We start from the raw sequence: 13,742 nt of genomic DNA on the forward strand, positions 1-13,742 counted from the left end.
CAATCTTGCGAGGTCATATGATACGCGTTGGACTCATAGGCTATGGCACGGCCGGCAGGGATGTCGCGGACGCCATCCTGGCCGGCCGGGCCGGCGACAGCGAGCTGACCAGCATTCTGGTCAGGAACGCAGGCAAGCTGGACGGCCTTGATATTGAAGGATGCCAGCTCACCGACAGTGCGGCGCAGTTCTTCGCCAGACAGCACGATGTGGTCGTCGAAACGGCAGGCCACGACGCGGTTCGGCTCTATGCACAAAAGGCGCTGGAGCATGGCAGCGACTTCATGGTCGTCTCGGTAGGCGCCTTCTGCGACCAGGGGCTGCTGGACCGGGTGACCGCTACCGCCAGGGCCCATGGCAGGCGTGTACTCATACCGTCTGCGGCCATAGCCGGCCTCGACCGTATTGCGGCAGCCGCACAGGGACCACTCGCCAGCGTGACACTGACGACCAGGAAGCCCGTGAAGGCCTGGCGAGGGACCTTTGCCGAGGAGGTCGTCGATCTCGAGACGGTCAGTCAGCCCACACTGATCTTCGAAGGTAATGCGCGCGAATCCTCCCGTGTGTTTCCCGAAAGCGTCAACGTCTCGGCCGCCCTGAGCCTGGCTGGCGTCGGTTTCGAGTCGACACGGGTACGAGTCCTGGTCGATCCCACGATCGAGAAGAACGTGCATGAAGTCGCCGCCGAGGGCCTGTTCGGCGAGGTTCGGATCGACGTCCGGAACACGCCATCTCCCAACAACCCAAAGACTGGCCACATCGTGGCGATGAGCGTCAGCCAGTCACTGAAGAACCTCACCAGCCCGCTCGTCATAGGTTGACGAACCGGTCAGCTCGCTCGGCAGGTCAGGCCTCTGCCCTGCTGACGTAGGCTTTCCGGGATTTCTCCAGATGGATGCGGGTAAAGTTCTCGGCCAGGTCGGCTTCTCCACTCTTCACAGCCGACAGTATGTCCTGGTGTTCTCTCAGTGCCTCTTTCGTGCGCCCCGGCAGGCTACTGCTGAGGTTTGAAAAGGCCCGCACGTAATCCTTCAGGTCGACGAGCATCTCATGAAGCTTGGGATTGCCGGAAGCCCGCCCTATCAGCTCGTTGTACCTCACATTCAGCTCTACCGCATCCTCACCGTTGCCGTTCTCCAGCGCCTCGTCCATCTCGGCCATGAGTCGATCGATTTCGGCGGCGATCCTGTCGTCGACCTTCTGTGCGGCAAGGCGGGCGGCCAACGACTCCAGCGATGCCAGGATCATGAAGACCTCGAGGATCTCCGCCTGGGTTATCTCGTTGACCACCACCCCCTTGCGTGGCACCGTACGGACAAAACGCTGGGTTTCCAGCCGGAACAATGCCTCACGAATAGGCGTACGGCTGATATTGAGTCTATCGGCCAGTACGCGCTCGACCAGGCGATCACCCGCCTTGTACTCTCCGCGCAGAATCGCGTCTTTCAAGTAGGCGTATACTTTATCTCTAATCGGGGAGAGTTCTTCCTGCGTCCAGGGCTCTGCCATCAGGGACACCTTCATGCGGCAAACAGGTAAAAGAGGGGCACTATATTATCACAGAGTGTCATTCCGGCATACGAGGCGCCAGGTCGTTTGACATCACGCCCTGAGCCCCGTCAAGGACGGTAAAAAAATGAAACCCCATCTGGCAGGGCCGATGGGGTCCATACACCGGGAGGCCGGCCGTGCAGTCAATGTCGTCAACGACTACAGGGGGGCGGAAACTCTCTCGAGACGCGTATCGATCGTGCCGAAAGTCACCAGTTGCTTCAGCTCTTTTCGAGCCTCTTCCACCGTTTCGAATTTTTCGAAGAACTTGATCGGCACGCTATTGGTCTGCCCGTTCTCGTCGCACTCGACGATACTTACCCGCTTGCCATCCGCCACCACTTCCGCAATGGTAAAGTCGGCCTTCTTCTTGTCGTAAAAATAATATTCATACGACTCGATCGGCATGATGCCCTCTTCGGGCCTGGCATCATATTCGTCAATCTTGCTTGTCAGGATGATATACATTGCAATGCCCTCCAGTCATTTCTAGTCATTGTGTGGTAAAGGCAGGGGTGCGAAAGCCCCCCTATGTCAACGAGGCATTTTCCGCCGGAACCGCCACGTCGGGCGCCCCATCGAGAACCTGCCGAACCGCCGTGGCAAGGCCTTCCAGCGCCTCCTCCACGATGGCCCTGCCTATTTCGTAGCTGGCCTGGGTGGCGTCCCCGATGCAGCCGTTCCGGGTCATCTCCTCATACCGGTAGAAACCCTGCAGCGGGTTGCCAGGACGCAACCCCTCCCAGCGACCTCCCTCCACGATATCGCCCTTCTCCAGTCGCTCGGGTCTGACCAGATGGGGCGCCAGGTAATAGGCCTCCGACACTTCCCGTTCACAGCTGTGGCCATAGAGCATCGAGTGAATGTGCTTCTTCATCGCCACCTTGGCTGCCGCCGTCGTCTTGGCGTAGTAGCACTCCACTCCCAGTTCCTGGGTAAAGGTGGCACAGGCGATGCTCAAGGTGGACTGATTACCGCCGTGCCCGTTAAGGAACAGAACCTTGGTGAGGCCATGCTGTTTCAGGGACGTCACCATGTCCCTCAATAGGGCCAGCAATGTCTCCGGGCGCAGGCTGATGGTGCCGGGGAAATTCATGTGGTGCGGTGAAATACCCATATTGACGGTAGGCGCCACGACGACCTCGGGGTAGAGAGCGGTGGCGAGACGCTTGGCCATTTCGGTAGCCAGCACCGCATCACAGCTTTCGTTCATGTGTGGCCCGTGCTGCTCATGGGCTCCCACTGGAATGATGGCCATCCTGGCGGTTTTCAATGCATCCTCGACCTCTGGCCAGGTCATCTCGGTCAGCACATAACTGTTCATCCCGCTTTCTCCTTTCGGGCCTTGCTCACGCCAAGAACCAAAGCCAATCCGTCGAGGCAAGACCTTCGTATCGTCAGGTCATCAGGGTAGCACTGGAGGCGCCATTATCGAATCATGGTATACCATATGCCAAAAACTAGCGGAAATGCAGCCCCCTGTAAAGCCTCTGCCCTATCCTGAACAAGGGGTCAGCGACAGCTGCGCCACCTGACTGGAAAGCGTGATGTGATCTTCGATCAGCTCCCTGGCGCCTTTGCGATCCCTGGCCAAGACCAGATCCACCAGCTCCTTGTGCTGCGCATCCAGCCTTCCTCTCAGCTCGGGCGAACCGGGCGCGACACGCCGATATCGATCGAACTGGTCATGCAGCTGACCGATGAAGCGCAATAGCCATACCGAGCCACAAGGCTCTACCAAGGCGTTATGGAAGCGGGAATGCAAAAACTCCCATTGATTCACCGAAGTGCTCTCGTCGGTGAGCGACAGCCGGTGGTTGGCGGCTAGCAGCTGGGATTCCCACTCGTCATCGCCGTGCTCGATGGCGCGTTCGATTGCCATGCCTTCCATCTGGCGCCGCATCTCGGTGATGTCGTCGAGCTCTCCCCGCGACAATTCCAGTACCCGAAAGCCGCGCTGGTTTTCCTGGCGCAGCAGCCCATAGGCTGCCAGCCGGTTGAGCGCTTCACGAAGCGGGCTCAACCCCACCTGATAGGTATCCTTGAGCGCGCTGATCGATAATCTTTCACCTGCACCAAACCGGCCGTTGAGCAGGTCCTGACGAAGCACCTCGAAGATCCTGCTGGATGCCGTCGCTCCTTGCTGATTGGCGTTCTTTGTCATGGCGTGCTTCCCACTGAGATTTTTTGGAATTTGGTATACCGATGCCTTGACGTCTCTCTCCCCTACATCATACTCTAAGTCAAATAATCGATTATTTCTAGAAAAAAATATTACCTGAGCCAGCTATGTCATTGTTTACGAAATCGTTTCATCCCGACGGCAACCAAGGAGCCATTACGTCATGAGCACATCGCAGCAGGGAAAGATCGTTGTCTCCTTCCTGCGAACCGGCCTGCTGGGCTTCGCAGGAGGCCCCTCCATGACTCCTTTGGTACACCAGGAAGTGGTCAAACGCCATGGTTGGCTACATCGGCTAGCGCATTGGCGGCCTGCTGGCTGCATCGGGACCGCCGCCATTGCCTCGTTGCGCTTCACACACCCCGCATTCGTTGTGCTGGGCGCTCTGTCCTATGGCGGCGTCATGCTGGGCTAGACGATATGACAACCGGCTTCGAAGAAGCCGACAAAGGAGGAAACAGCCATGTTGCAAGACAAACTGCGATGAGCCTCGAACCCGCATAACGAGACGGTAGCCTTCATGCCAGGCATGACGGACCAATACCGCGACAGCGCAGCTTACAAGAACAACGACTGATGGCCGTCATGATCCGAGATGACACCGACCATCGCTCCCAAGCCTGACAACACAATAGAAGGTGGAACATGGAACAATTGGAACAGGTACAACTAACGGCATCGCACTGGGTGTTCCTGCTGGTCATTCTGGCGATTTTCGTCTCCATCGGCTTTCGCAAGGGAGTGATCATCCCTTCCATAGCCGGTATCTTCATGCTGGGCCTGCTGGCCGAGGCGCCTCATGATGGTGCGCTCAACCAGCTCATCTTTGCCGTTCAAGTCGTTTTTCGAGCCCTGCTGAATGCCGGTATCGAGCTCTTCGATATCATGCTGGTCATTGCGCTGATGGTGGCCATGCTGAAGTCGTTACAGAGCCAGGGCGCTGACCGGCTCATGGTGGCACCGATGAAGAAGCTGATGATTGGTCCCTGGACCGCCTTCTTTGTCCTCGGTGTCACCATGTACATTGCAGCGGCTTTCTTCTGGCCGACACCGGCCGTTGCCCTGGTCGGTACCGTGCTGATCCCGGTGGCCATGCAGGTTGGCCTGCCGGCGATCGGTGCTGCCATGGCAGTCAACCTCTTCGGCCACGGCATGGCGCTGTCTGCCGACCCGGTGATCCAGGGCGCCAGCCGCCTTACCGCCAGCGCCGCGGGCATCGAGACCAGCGCCCTGTTGCCCTATACCCTGCTGTTCTCGATCACGGTGGGTGTCGTGGCCATTACCATCGCCTGCCTCAACCTTCGCCGCGACATGCGCTCTGGCGTACTACAGGCGCCACAGACCGACGAGGTATTCACGCCCCAATCAGTGGGTGCCGCCGCGGTCGAAGCCGACACCATTTCGAAAACGCCTGAGCCTGAGCCTGCGCCCGGCCCCTATGCACGCTTCTTTGCCGTGGCCGTGCCGGTGATCCTGATTGGTGTCGCCGTCCTGATGATCTACCGGGCCCTGTTCGTGCCCGACCAGGCGATTCAAGGTGGCGGCGCCACGGCCCTGCTGGGCGGGACGGCCACCGTGCTGCTGGTGCTCTCGTCGTTCGCCGCGCACGGTCATCATGCCCTCGACGGCATCAGCAGCTATACCCGGGAAGGCTTCTTCTTCGCCATCAAGATCTTCGCGCCTATCATCCCCATTGCCGGCTTCTTCTTCCTGGGTCATCCGGAACATTCGGCCCAGGTCATAGGCAGCGGCTCGGCCGGTTACCTCTTCGACATCGGTAACAATATCGGTCGTTACATCGATGGCAATGTGTTCCTGCTGACCTTCGGCATGGCCTTCATCGGTCTGCTGACGGGGATGGACGGCTCCGGCTTCTCCGGCCTGCCGCTGGTGGGATCGCTGTCGGGCGCGCTAGGCACAGGCGCTGGAGTCGATGTCCACGTACTGGCCGCACTGGGTCAGGTGGCAGCGATCTTCGCTGGCGGCGGCACCTTGGCGGCATGGGCCTTCGGCGTGGCGGCTGACGCCGGTATCGCCGGTGTCAGCCCAGCCGCCCTGGTTCGTCGCAATTTCGTGCCGGTGATCTCGGGCATCGTGGTGGCATGTGGCCTGGCCATCATCCTGATGATATAGCCTGGATTCGGGGTCGGCGAGCACTGACCAACTGGCGGTACGACGACTGTCCCGGCGCCATACGGCGCCGGGATGCTCTTTACACGGTGACCGCGGCGGCCACTGTCCCGACAAAACCGGATGAAACGCAGGCGGCAGGAGGGCTTGACGAAACGCTTCACGTATAACATGGTATACCAAATACCATCATGGCAACGAATGTCTGTTGGCCCACCAGAAGATGGCATACAGACGAAACGCAGAACGGACCAAGGAAGAGAAAACCCGCTTCGAATAGCTAGGTGAATACTATGCCCCTGATCAAGATCCATAAGAATGGTGAAGTTTACGAAGGCGAGGTTCAGCCCAATACCAACCTGGTAGTGCGAGCCGGTATTCGCCAGTTCCCCTACCCTCACCTCAGCTACGGCTGCGGCATGGGCAAGTGTGCCAAATGCATGTGCCGGGTCGTGAAAGGGGGTGAGTCACTGCCAGAGCCGAACTGGAAGGAGAAGAAGATGCTGGGCTCGCGCCTCGAACAGGGCTACCGGCTCGCCTGCCAGCTCTGGGTGGAAGAGGATCTGGAACTGGCACAAGAGAGTTCCGGCGCGTCCTCAAGTCAGGGTAAGTCTGACGCCGTCACTACGTCGTAGAAGCGCATCGACCAAGGCAAAAAGCCCATCAGGTCCACCTGATGGGCTTTTTCGCGAGGCAGGAACCTCAGCCCAGGTACTTGATCATCACCCCGGCCGCGACCGCCGAGCCAATGACACCGGCCACGTTCGGCCCCATGGCGTGCATCAGCAGGAAGTTGTGCGGATTGGACTCCAGCCCCACCTTGTTGGCGACGCGCGCCGCCATGGGTACCGCCGAGACACCCGCGGCACCGATCAGCGGGTTGATCGGCATCTTGCTCGTCAGGTTCATGATCTTGGCCATGATCACCCCGGCGGCCGTGCCAATGGCAAAGGCCACGATGCCCAGCGCCATGATCCCCAGGGTTTCGACGGCAAGGAAGGTCTCGGCCATCAGCCGTGAACCGACCGCCAGGCCCAGCACGATGGTGACGATGTTGATCAACGCGTTCTGGGCGGTGTCGGACAAGCGCTCCACCACGCCACACTCGCGCATCAGGTTGCCGAAGCAGAACATCCCCAGCAGCGGCACCGCATCGGGAAGGAACAGTGCCACCAGGATCAGCAGCAACAGCGGGAAGACGATCTTCTCGAGCTTGGAGACTGGCCGCAACTGCGTCATGCTGATCTCGCGCTCCTTGCGCGTGGTCAGCAGTTTCATGATCGGCGGCTGGATCAGCGGCACCAGCGCCATGTAGGCATAGGCCGCCACGGCGATCGCCCCCAGCAGTTCCGGGGCCAGCACGCTGGAGACGTAGATCGAGGTGGGACCGTCCGCGCCGCCGATGATGCCAATGGCGGCCGCCTGACTGAGCGAGAAATCCATCCAGCCCAGGCTCGTCAGCGCCACTGCCCCGAATAGAGTGGCAAAGATGCCGAACTGGGCCGCCGCCCCCAGGAACAGGGTCCGGGGGTTGGCCAGGAGCGGGCCGAAGTCGGTCATGGCCCCCACCCCCATGAAGATGATCAACGGAGCGATGCCCGAGGCCACGGCCACCTGATAGAAGGTGTAGAGCAGGCCGTCACCGTAGCCCACGTTGACCGCGACGTCGTGAGCGGCACGCAGCTGGTCCGGCGAGGCACCGTTGTCGATGAGAGCCTTCAGGGTGGAACGCCACACGTCCTCGCCAGCCAGCGGGTCCAGGGTCGCCCCCAGCGCCGAGGCGACCTGGTGCAGTACCGCCGGGCGCGCCACGTCAATGGCCTGGCCCAGCGCCGAGATGGCCAGTCCCGCCTCGGGAATATTGGCGAGCACACCGCCAAAACCGATCGGCAGCAGCAGCAGCGGCTCGAACTTCTTGTGAATCGCCAGGTAGAGAAGCACCAGGCCCACCACGATCATGACCGCCTGGCCCAGCGACAGATTGTAGAGGCCCGAGCCCTCCCACAGGATCAGTAGCTTGTCCATGAGGAGCCGCCCTTACAGCACGATCAACGCATCGCCGACGGATACGCTGTCGCCTTCGCTGACCTTGACCTCGGAGACGGTGCCGGCGCTTGCCGCCCGCACCTCGGTTTCCATCTTCATGGCCTCGAGGATGATGACCACGTCACCCTCCTTGACCGCATCGCCCGGCTTGACGTTGACCTTGAAGATATTGCCCGCCAGTGGCGCGGCGATGGTCTCACCGCTGGGCTTGGCCGGGGCCGCCGGGGTCGAGGCTGCGCCGCTCTGCTCCGACACCTCGCCGATCTCGCCGCCTTCGGCCACTTCCACCACGTAGGCCTTGCCGTTGACCGTGACGGTATAGGTCTCGGGGCCGGCAGGGGGCCCGCCTTGGGGCAAAGCGGCCGGCACCTTGGCTTCGCTCCCGCCCTGTGGGGAAGCGACCGGCTGGCTGGCGGTTGCCTGGGCGCCCGGAGCCTGGGGAGCCGGTTCGAAGGCATCCGGGTCGTCGCGATTCTTGAGGAACTTGAGCCCGATCTGCGGGAACAGGGCATAGGTCAGGACGTCATCGATCTCGCGCTCGCCGTCGGCCAGACGAATACCGTCGGCCGGGGCCTTGTTCCTGAGCTCGGCGGCCAGCCTGTCCATTTCCGGCTCGAGCAGGTCGGCGGGGCGACAGGTGATCGGCTCGCCGCCGTCCAGGACCCGTTGCTGGAGTTCACGATCGAGGGGGGCCGGCGCGGCACCGTATTCGCCCTTGAGCAGCGCCTGGACCTCCTTGGAGATTGACGCATAGCGGCTGCCCATCATCACGTTCATGACCGCCTGGGTACCGACGATCTGCGAGGTCGGGGTGACCAGCGGGATATAGCCCAGGTCCTCGCGCACCCGGGGAATCTCGCTCAGCACGTCGTCGAGCTTGTCGCCGGCCCCCTGCTCCTTGAGCTGGCCTTCCATGTTGGTCAACATGCCGCCCGGCACCTGGGCGACCAGGATGCGCGAGTCGATGCCCTTGAGCGAACCCTCGAAGGCGGCATATTTCTTGCGCACCTCGCGGAAGTAGCCGGCAATGTCCTCCAGCAGCGCCAGGTCGAGCCCCGTGTCACGCTCGGTCCCCCGGAGGATGGCCACCACCGATTCCGTGGGGCTATGGCCATAGGTCATGGACATGGAGGAAATCGCCGTATCGACGTTGTCGATACCGGCCTCCACGGCCTTGAGGATCGAGGCGGTGGACATGCCGGTGGTGGCGTGGCACTGCATGTGGATGGGGATCGACAGCGCCTTCTTCAGGCGTGTCACCAGTTCGAAGGCATCATAGGGCGTCAACAGGCCGGCCATGTCCTTGATGCACAGAGAGTCGGCCCCCATGTCGGCAATGGTCCGGGCCAGTTCCACCCAGCTGTCGAGGGTATGGACCGGGCTGACGGTATAGGAGATCGTGCCCTGGGCATGGCCTTGCACGTCGCGCACGGCCTTGATGGCCCGTTCGAGATTGCGTGGATCGTTCATGGCATCGAACACACGGAACACGTCGACACCGTTGGTCCTGGCACGCTCGACGAAGCGGTCCACCACGTCGTCGGCATAGTGCCGGTAGCCCAGCAGGTTCTGGCCGCGCAGCAGCATCTGCTGCGGGGTATTGGGCATGGCCTCCTTCAACGCCCGTATCCGCTCCCACGGGTCTTCGCCGAGATAGCGGATACAGGCGTCGAAGGTGGCGCCGCCCCAGGACTCCAGTGACCAGAAGCCGACACGATCGAGCTTTTCTGCGATCGGCAGCATGTCGTCCAGACGCAGGCGTGTGGCGAACAGCGACTGATGGGCGTCGCGCAGCACGACGTCGGTGATGCCCAGCGGGCGTTTGGTCTCACTCATGACGATGACCCCGTAGGAGATGGCAATGTCGTTATGTCGTAATAGTGGCGGCCGCGCGCCATGGCCACCGTTCAGCGACGATGGCGGCGGCGATAGCGATGTACGGCGGCGCTGATGACGGCCATCCGTTCGGCATCATCGGCATTGTCAGAAACGGAGGCGGCATCGGATTGCACGGCGAGCGTCGGCGTCAGGCGGCACACCACCCGCGACATCAGGGTCGTGGCGAACACAAGAGCGGTAAGAAAAACAAATACGAACCCCATGCCGAGGCCCATAAGGACCAGGCCGTCCAGCAACAGCTGCATATCCTGCATGCGGTTTCTCCCGTAATCTACTCGACTTGACTGCGATCGGACGGCATCAGGCCGAATAGCGTAAAAATCCGGTCGTCTAAACTGCCACACTCTGGATAGATTGCAAGCACCCTATGGTGGAAGCCAACGTTGTTAATTTACTACAAGAAGATCGAATCTCGGGTCGAATCGGTCTCGCCCCCATGGAAGGCGTGATCGATGACGTCACCCGCGACCTGCTGACCCGGCAGCCTGGCTTCGACTGGGCTGTCACGGAGTTCGTCCGCGTCGTCGATGCGCAACTGCCGCCGCGAGTCTACTACAAGCACTGCCCTGAATTGCTCCGGCAACCGGTAACCACGCCCTCCGGAGTGCCGGTACAGCTACAGCTGCTCGGCAGCGATCCTGCCACCCTTGCCACCAATGCCCACCAGGCGCTTCTGCTTGGTGCCATCGGTATCGATCTCAACTTCGGCTGCCCGGCCAAGCTGGTCAATCGCCATGACGGCGGGGCCTCGCTGCTGCGGGACCCGCGGCGGGTACATGTCGCGGTAGCCGCAGTCCACGGCGCCGTCGGCGACACCATCCCCGTCACGGCCAAGATCCGGCTCGGCTTTGCCGACCGCCGCCTGGCACTGGCCTGCGCCAGGGCCGCCGAAGACGGTGGCGCCGCACAGCTCGTCGTTCACGCCCGTACCCGTGACGAAGGCTACCGACCGCCGGCGCACTGGGAATGGATCAGCCGCATACGCCGCCATGTGTCCATTCCCGTCGTCGCCAACGGCGACATCTGGACCCTGGAAGACTACTGGAAGGCCAGATCCCTCTCCGGTTGCCGGGACGTCATGATCGGCCGTGGCGCACTAGCCGACCCTTGGCTGGCCATGCGAATTCGGCACTGGCTCGATACCGGCGAGCGTCTACCGGAAACCCTGTGGCAGGCCAGGGCGTCGATACTGACCGCCTATGCTGCAGCGCAGCGCGAAAAACTGCAAGCCAAAGTCGTGATTTCCCTGGTGAAGCAATGGCTGAACCAGATGCGCAGCCGCGACCATGAAGCAGCGCAGCGCTTCGAAAGCCTCAAGCGCATCACCGACCTGGACACACTGCTGGCAGGATTACGGGCCACGCCAGAGAATCGCTACCCGCACCAGGCACCAAGCGTTATCCGAAAACTCAACGAGTGAAAAAAGCAGACAAGGCGTAGCCTGAACGCTCTCCCAGACCGCACCCAACGCGACGACTGGCCATGAAAAGAACAAAAAAAAGGTGCACGTCGCAAACAACGGCACCCAAACGATCGCCCGATCAGCATCGGCGTGCAGAGCACGCCGATGGCTCGGCTAGCAGACAACTCATGGGCCATGTACCCCAAGAAGGAGATCGTAGACCACAAACAGGAAGACCCGCCCTCCGTAGAGAGCGGGTCGAAATCTGGCGCGCCCGGGAGGATTCGAACCTCCGACCACCTGATTCGTAGTCAGGTACTCTATCCAGCTGAGCTACGGGCGCTGAGAGCAGAACCCTATACTTGGATCATGTGCTGCTTGATCCATTCAACAAGCTTGCATCACACGTGGGTCACACGATGCCTTGAAACATGAACCTGGTGAATGACGTTGGCACCCATACAGGTGGCGCGCCCGGGAGGATTCGAACCTCCGACCACCTGATTCGTAGTCAGGTACTCTATCCAGCTGAGCTACGGGCGCATTCTCTTCACGTTTCGACTTGCCATGTGTCGCATGGCGGAGAGGGAGGGATTCGAACCCTCGATGGGGCTATAAACCCCATACTCCCTTAGCAGGGGAGCGCCTTCAGCCACTCGGCCACCTCTCCCTCAACGACACGGCGCATATCCTATCGTTCCCGTGCCCCTTTGTCCAGCGTATTCAGGGATTTGTTTCCCGGTATCGGAATCGCGAGGCCAATACGCGTACCTCACGAACCTGCGGTACCACCCCCTTCTTCATCAGACTTCTCGCGCTGAATGCGCTGATAGATTTCCTCGCGGTGTACCGCAACATCCTTGGGCGCATTGACGCCGATGCGGACCTGATTACCCTTGACGCCAAGGACGGTCACGGTGATGTCATCACCGATCATCAGGGTTTCTCCGACACGGCGGGTCAGAATGAGCATGACTGATCTCCTTCTCAGACGATTGGCAACGGGATATACGCCGCTCCAAGCGACGCTCAGCGTATTATGTGACACGACACCGCCGTGCACCAAATCTAGTGCACCATGACATCATGACTGCGTTGAAGGGAAGCCCACGAAAAAGACAATATGGACCGCCTATTTCAAGCAAAAGACGCACCGATGGTAACGGAGTCTTCTCGCGTCACTCGCTTTCGATATCGCTCTTGTCCAGGCCGAAAGCCTTGTGCAAGGAGCGAACCGCCAGCTCCATCTGCTTTTCATCGATGACCACCGAGATCTTGATCTCCGAGGTGGAAACCATGCGGATATTGATGCTTTCTTCGGAAAGCACACGAAACATCTTGGCCGCCACTCCGGCGTGAGAGCGCATGCCCACACCCACCAGCGAGACCTTGGCGATGTTGTCGTCGCCCTTCACCTCTCCCTCACCCAGATCCGGCAGCACCTGTTCCTGCAGGATGCGCATGGTCTTCTTGTAATCGCCCTTGGCGACGGTGAAGGTGAAATCGGTGTAGTCGCCAGCCGGCGCCACGTTCTGCACGATCATGTCGACTTCGATGTTGGCATCGGCGATCGGCCCCAGGATACGGGAGGCCACACCGGGCACGTCGGGCGTATTGAGCAGCGTGAGCTTGGCTTCGTTGGCGGTAAAAGCGATACCGGAGATCAGCGGTTCTTCCATGGAGTCCTCGTCTTGGTCGGAGTCTGCAACGATCAGGGTGCCGGGGCCATCCTCGAAGCTGGACAGCACACGCAGCGCGACATTGTACTTGCCGGCAAATTCGACGGCGCGGATCTGCAACACCTTGGAGCCCAGGCTCGCCAGTTCCAGCATTTCCTCGACGGTAATGGTGTCGAGCCGCTGGGCCTTGGAGCAGACACGGGGGTCGGTGGTGTAGACACCGTCAACGTCGGTATAGATCTGGCACTCGTCGGCCTTGAGCGCGGCAGCCAGCGCCACGCCGGTGGTGTCCGAGCCACCACGCCCCAGGGTCGTGATGTTGCCCTCTTCGTCGACTCCCTGGAAGCCGGCGACCACCACGACCTTGCCTTCGTCCAGGTCTTCGCGCATCTCGTCGGTCTCGATGCGCTGGATACGCGCCTTGGTGTGGGCGCTGTCGGTCAGGATACCGACCTGGGAACCGGTATAGGAGGTGGCAGGCACACCCAGCTTGTGCAGCGCCATGGCCAGCAGCGAGATCGTGACCTGCTCGCCGGTGGAGACCAGCATGTCCATTTCGCGCGGCGTCGGCTCGTCATTGATCTCGTTGGCCATGCCGATCAAGCGGTTGGTCTCGCCGCTCATGGCGGAGACCACGACGACGATCTGATGGCCGTTGTCGCGAAAGCCCTTGACCTTCTCGGCCACGGCCTTGATGCGCTCAACGGAGCCCACCGAGGTGCCGCCGAACTTCTGAACGTATAGTGCCATATGCGGTTTTCCCTCGTTATTTTCGAGTGCGTAGCGCTCGGATGGGTGAAGGGTGAATGAAACCGATGGAGGCCGGCGCCACTGGCAGCCGGCCTAGGGGGAA

14 protein-coding genes and 3 tRNA genes are annotated in these 13,742 nt (G+C 60.9%); 5 read left to right on the top strand and 12 right to left on the bottom strand.

Annotation, left to right across the window (positions count from 1 at the left end; genetic code table 11):
* Window positions 1-17: 17 nt before the first annotated feature.
* Complete coding sequence (nadX, locus tag C1H69_RS06985; RefSeq protein ID WP_102652689.1) at window positions 18-821, top strand: aspartate dehydrogenase; 804 nt, start codon at window positions 18-20, stop codon at window positions 819-821.
* A 25-nt stretch (window positions 822-846) separates the two neighbouring features.
* Here the strand turns inward: nadX and C1H69_RS06990 are convergent, their stop codons facing one another.
* The 4 genes from C1H69_RS06990 to C1H69_RS07005 all read right to left on the bottom strand — a co-directional run bounded on the left by C1H69_RS06990 (window position 847) and on the right by C1H69_RS07005 (window position 3,715).
* On the bottom strand, window positions 847-1,509 hold the full coding sequence (locus C1H69_RS06990) for a GntR family transcriptional regulator (RefSeq protein WP_102652690.1): 663 nt from the start codon (window positions 1,507-1,509) through the stop codon (window positions 847-849).
* A gap of 201 nt (window positions 1,510-1,710) precedes the next feature.
* Complete coding sequence (locus C1H69_RS06995; protein ID WP_205738431.1) at window positions 1,711-1,959, bottom strand: ferredoxin; 249 nt, start codon at window positions 1,957-1,959, stop codon at window positions 1,711-1,713.
* A gap of 121 nt (window positions 1,960-2,080) precedes the next feature.
* A complete protein-coding gene (locus C1H69_RS07000; RefSeq protein ID WP_102652692.1) occupies window positions 2,081-2,875 on the bottom strand; it encodes a creatininase family protein in 795 nt (264 codons plus the stop codon).
* Between the two features lie 171 nt (window positions 2,876-3,046).
* Entirely contained in the window at window positions 3,047-3,715 is a 669-nt protein-coding gene (locus C1H69_RS07005) for a GntR family transcriptional regulator (RefSeq protein WP_102652693.1), read from the bottom strand.
* A 181-nt stretch (window positions 3,716-3,896) separates the two neighbouring features.
* Between C1H69_RS07005 and C1H69_RS23180 the strand changes: the two genes are divergently transcribed.
* The 3 genes from C1H69_RS23180 (at window position 3,897) to C1H69_RS07020 (ending at window position 6,498) form a co-directional block, all read left to right on the top strand.
* The gene (locus C1H69_RS23180; protein WP_108724230.1) at window positions 3,897-4,148 is read left to right on the top strand and encodes a chromate transporter; all 252 of its coding nucleotides are present in this window, start codon (window positions 3,897-3,899) and stop codon (window positions 4,146-4,148) included.
* Window positions 4,149-4,378: 230 nt separating this feature from the next.
* Complete coding sequence (locus C1H69_RS07015) at window positions 4,379-5,866, top strand: hypothetical protein (RefSeq protein ID WP_102652694.1); 1,488 nt, start codon at window positions 4,379-4,381, stop codon at window positions 5,864-5,866.
* Between the two features lie 290 nt (window positions 5,867-6,156).
* On the top strand, window positions 6,157-6,498 hold the full coding sequence (locus tag C1H69_RS07020) for a 2Fe-2S iron-sulfur cluster-binding protein (protein ID WP_102652695.1): 342 nt from the start codon (window positions 6,157-6,159) through the stop codon (window positions 6,496-6,498).
* Window positions 6,499-6,565: 67 nt separating this feature from the next.
* On the opposite strand, the gene C1H69_RS07025 is transcribed toward C1H69_RS07020, so the two are convergent.
* From C1H69_RS07025 to C1H69_RS07035, 3 genes are all read right to left on the bottom strand, one after another.
* Window positions 6,566-7,888 (bottom strand): sodium ion-translocating decarboxylase subunit beta, encoded by a 1,323-nt coding sequence (locus C1H69_RS07025; RefSeq protein ID WP_102652696.1) that lies wholly within the window; start codon window positions 7,886-7,888, stop codon window positions 6,566-6,568.
* Window positions 7,889-7,900: 12 nt separating this feature from the next.
* The gene (gene oadA, locus C1H69_RS07030) at window positions 7,901-9,745 is read right to left on the bottom strand and encodes a sodium-extruding oxaloacetate decarboxylase subunit alpha (RefSeq protein ID WP_102652697.1); all 1,845 of its coding nucleotides are present in this window, start codon (window positions 9,743-9,745) and stop codon (window positions 7,901-7,903) included.
* Between the two features lie 71 nt (window positions 9,746-9,816).
* Window positions 9,817-10,062, bottom strand: coding sequence for an OadG family protein (locus C1H69_RS07035; RefSeq protein WP_102652698.1), 246 nt, complete (start codon window positions 10,060-10,062; stop codon window positions 9,817-9,819).
* A 182-nt stretch (window positions 10,063-10,244) separates the two neighbouring features.
* Here C1H69_RS07035 and C1H69_RS07040 point away from each other — a divergent pair, with 182 nt between their 5' ends.
* Complete coding sequence (locus C1H69_RS07040; RefSeq protein ID WP_102652699.1) at window positions 10,245-11,228, top strand: tRNA dihydrouridine synthase; 984 nt, start codon at window positions 10,245-10,247, stop codon at window positions 11,226-11,228.
* 248 nt (window positions 11,229-11,476) lie between these two features.
* Here C1H69_RS07040 and C1H69_RS07045 read toward each other — a convergent pair.
* The 5 genes from C1H69_RS07045 to C1H69_RS07065 all read right to left on the bottom strand — a co-directional run bounded on the left by C1H69_RS07045 (window position 11,477) and on the right by C1H69_RS07065 (window position 13,639).
* Window positions 11,477-11,553: transfer RNA gene (locus C1H69_RS07045), tRNA-Arg, on the bottom strand.
* 123 nt (window positions 11,554-11,676) lie between these two features.
* Window positions 11,677-11,753 (bottom strand) — tRNA-Arg (locus C1H69_RS07050).
* A 34-nt stretch (window positions 11,754-11,787) separates the two neighbouring features.
* Window positions 11,788-11,880 (bottom strand) — tRNA-Ser (locus tag C1H69_RS07055).
* Between the two features lie 102 nt (window positions 11,881-11,982).
* Window positions 11,983-12,183 (bottom strand): carbon storage regulator CsrA, encoded by a 201-nt coding sequence (gene csrA, locus C1H69_RS07060; RefSeq protein ID WP_102652700.1) that lies wholly within the window; start codon window positions 12,181-12,183, stop codon window positions 11,983-11,985.
* A gap of 205 nt (window positions 12,184-12,388) precedes the next feature.
* Window positions 12,389-13,639 carry an aspartate kinase gene (locus tag C1H69_RS07065; protein ID WP_102652701.1) on the bottom strand — a complete coding sequence of 417 codons (1,251 nt, stop codon included), beginning with the start codon at window positions 13,637-13,639 and terminating at the stop codon, window positions 12,389-12,391.
* Window positions 13,640-13,742: the final 103 nt, after the last annotated feature.

The organism is Billgrantia endophytica, assembly GCF_002879615.1.
In the GTDB taxonomy this organism is placed as follows: Bacteria; Pseudomonadota; Gammaproteobacteria; order Pseudomonadales; family Halomonadaceae; genus Halomonas; species Halomonas endophytica.

Coding starts and splice junctions, on each gene's coding strand:
- nadX (WP_102652689.1), top strand. CDS start 18: ATGATACGCGTTGGACTCATAGGCTATGGCACGGCCGGCAGGGATGTC.
- C1H69_RS06990 (WP_102652690.1), bottom strand. CDS start 1,509: ATGGCAGAGCCCTGGACGCAGGAAGAACTCTCCCCGATTAGAGATAAA.
- C1H69_RS06995 (WP_205738431.1), bottom strand. CDS start 1,959: ATGCCGATCGAGTCGTATGAATATTATTTTTACGACAAGAAGAAGGCC.
- C1H69_RS07000 (WP_102652692.1), bottom strand. CDS start 2,875: ATGAACAGTTATGTGCTGACCGAGATGACCTGGCCAGAGGTCGAGGAT.
- C1H69_RS07005 (WP_102652693.1), bottom strand. CDS start 3,715: ATGACAAAGAACGCCAATCAGCAAGGAGCGACGGCATCCAGCAGGATC.
- C1H69_RS23180 (WP_108724230.1), top strand. CDS start 3,897: ATGAGCACATCGCAGCAGGGAAAGATCGTTGTCTCCTTCCTGCGAACC.
- C1H69_RS07015 (WP_102652694.1), top strand. CDS start 4,379: ATGGAACAATTGGAACAGGTACAACTAACGGCATCGCACTGGGTGTTC.
- C1H69_RS07020 (WP_102652695.1), top strand. CDS start 6,157: ATGCCCCTGATCAAGATCCATAAGAATGGTGAAGTTTACGAAGGCGAG.
- C1H69_RS07025 (WP_102652696.1), bottom strand. CDS start 7,888: ATGGACAAGCTACTGATCCTGTGGGAGGGCTCGGGCCTCTACAATCTG.
- oadA (WP_102652697.1), bottom strand. CDS start 9,745: ATGAGTGAGACCAAACGCCCGCTGGGCATCACCGACGTCGTGCTGCGC.
- C1H69_RS07035 (WP_102652698.1), bottom strand. CDS start 10,062: ATGCAGGATATGCAGCTGTTGCTGGACGGCCTGGTCCTTATGGGCCTC.
- C1H69_RS07040 (WP_102652699.1), top strand. CDS start 10,245: ATGGAAGGCGTGATCGATGACGTCACCCGCGACCTGCTGACCCGGCAG.
- csrA (WP_102652700.1), bottom strand. CDS start 12,183: ATGCTCATTCTGACCCGCCGTGTCGGAGAAACCCTGATGATCGGTGAT.
- C1H69_RS07065 (WP_102652701.1), bottom strand. CDS start 13,639: ATGGCACTATACGTTCAGAAGTTCGGCGGCACCTCGGTGGGCTCCGTT.